This window comes from Microcoleus sp. S13_C3 (assembly GCF_036700905.1).
Lineage (GTDB): Bacteria > Cyanobacteriota > Cyanobacteriia > Cyanobacteriales > Microcoleaceae > Microcoleus.
Map to the genome: position 1 here is coordinate 38,346 of NZ_JAUBPT010000012.1, position 2,433 is coordinate 40,778.

Consider the following 2,433-nt stretch of genomic DNA (forward strand, 5'->3'; position numbering starts at 1 on the left):
CTAATTTGAATACCGGAACATCGACAGCTAATTTGAATACCGGAACATCGACAGCTAATTTGAATACCGGAACATCGACAGCTAATTTGAATACCGGAACATCGCCACAGATTTTCGGTACACCTGTAGATATCGCAACACCAACAATCAATGCCCCCGGCTCAGGCAATCCTACAGGGCAATCAGCAAACACTGTTACGGGTCTATTTTACAACCTCTCAGACAGTAATGATGATATTTTGCTGTTCTCACTGCCCTCGACTGCTAGTGGTAAACAAATCTTAGCCCTATCTGGCAGCGACAAGATTACTGGCACCAGCGGCGCTGATACAGTTAACGGAATGCAAGGAGCCGATACAATTGACGGAGGTGCGGGTAATGACTGTTTATCCGGCGGTAAAGAGTCAGATTCCCTTGAAGGTGGTGCTGGCAACGACGATATATTAGGCAACAATGACAACGATACTCTGACCGGAGGAGAAGGCAATGATACTATCCGGGGCGGTAAAGAGAAAGATAGCCTGACTGGTGGTGGTGGCGATGACTTTCTCTATGGCGATCGCCATCAAGATTTTCTCACCGGTGGCGATGGAAACGATACATTTGTCTTAGCTGGGGGACAGATAGCAGCGACCAGTTTAACAGATGCAGATGTGATTACAGACTTCAAGACTGGCGACAAAATTGGTCTCATCAACGGGAATACATTTTCCAGCCTCACTTTTGAAGATATTAGCTTAACGCTGAATGGACAACCTGCTGTCAATTCTATAGCAATTAAAGTTAAAGCCGACTCCAGTTATTTGGGTATCGTTCAAGGGGTAGCGCAAAGCGCTTTGACGGCAAATGCTTTTGTGATTCTGTAGCATGGGCTTTGTCCACTCTATTTGAGTGAAATTAATCGCGATCGCCTTTGAGTTTGAGAGGAGGCGATCGCACTTGTAGAGAACTTACGTACTCACACAATATCTCCTTATACTCAGCTTCTGGTGAGATACCAAAAGCCTAGTTACTACCTTGGTAATTGCCCTGAATGCGTAAGTCCTAGACAAAAAAAATAAAAAAGGTGACTACTATGAACAAGCAAATTATTTTCGTTGACTCCTCTGTACAAGACTATCAAAGCCTGATCCAAGGTATAGATAGCGCTCAAATTGTGATTTTAAATAAAAATTTGAGCGGCATCACACAAATTACTAATGCCTTAGCCAATCAAAAAGATATTGAAGCGATACATATCCTTTCACACGGGGCTCCGGGTATCCTCTATCTCGGTAATACCCAACTGAGTCTGGATACTCTGAACCTATACGCCCACCAATTACAACAGTGGGGAACAACAGGAAGCCTCATCTTCCTTTATGGGTGTTCCGTTGCGGCGGGAGACGCGGGCGCAGAATTTATCGAAAAATTACACCAACTCACCGGTGCAGCTATCAGTGCGAACCCCAACCCCACCGGGAATGCGGCCAAAGGCGGCACCTGGTCACTCACTTATCAGTACCCTGGAGACTCTTTTTTCCCTGACTCGCTAACTCCCTTCAGTGCTCAAGCCTTGGCGACTTACTCTGGCTTGTTAGGTTTCAAGCTATTGAAAGACATCTTCCCAGGGATAGGTGGTTCAAACCCTGAAAACCTCACGAACGTGAACGGCGTCTTGTATTTCATTCCCATTACCCCCTACAAAGGTCAAGAGTTATGGAAAAGTGATGGGACAGCCGCTGGCACCGTCTTGGTCAAAGATATCAACCCGGGGATATGGGTTTCATCATTCCCTAGCAACCTCACGAACGTGAATGGCACCTTGTATTTCCAAGCCTCTGACGGCACCAATGGTAAAGAGTTGTGGAAAAGTGATGGGACAGTTGCTGGCACCGTCTTGGTCAAAGATATCAAGCCGGGGATATTGGGTTCATTGTCTGACATCCAGGATCTCACGAACGTGAATGGTACCTTATATTTCAATGCCGATGACGGCACCAATGGTAAAGAGTTGTGGAAAAGTGATGGGACAGCCGCTGGCACCGTCTTGGTCAAAGACATCTACCCAGGGGAGATTGGTTCAGACCCTTACGGCCTAACGAACGTGAACGGCACCTTGTATTTCCAAGCCGGTGGTAAAGAGTTGTGGAAAAGTGATGGGACAGCCGCTGGTACCGTCTTGTTCAAAGACATCAACCCAGGAATAAGTGGTTCATCCAAGAACGCCACGAACGTGAACGGCATCTGGTATTTCCAAGCCGATGACGGCATCAATGGTTATGAGTTGTGGAAAAGTGATGAGACAGCCGCCGGTACCGTCTTGGTCAAAGACATCTACCCAGGGACAAGTAATTCATTCCCTTACGGCCTCACGAACGTAAACGGCACCTTGTATTTCACTGCCGATGACGGCATCAATGGTAATGAGTTGTGGAAAAGTGATGGGACAGC

At 46.8% G+C, this 2,433-nt stretch carries 2 protein-coding genes; both read left to right on the plus strand.

Translation table 11 applies throughout. The features are described from left to right. Positions 1-866, plus strand: an 866-nt coding sequence (locus QUA16_RS05570) for a calcium-binding protein (RefSeq protein ID WP_333181044.1), incomplete at its 5' end; no start/stop codon positions are given. A 209-nt stretch (positions 867-1,075) separates the two neighbouring features. Next, positions 1,076-2,433, plus strand: a 1,358-nt coding sequence (locus QUA16_RS05575) for an ELWxxDGT repeat protein (RefSeq protein ID WP_333102240.1), incomplete at its 3' end; no start/stop codon positions are given.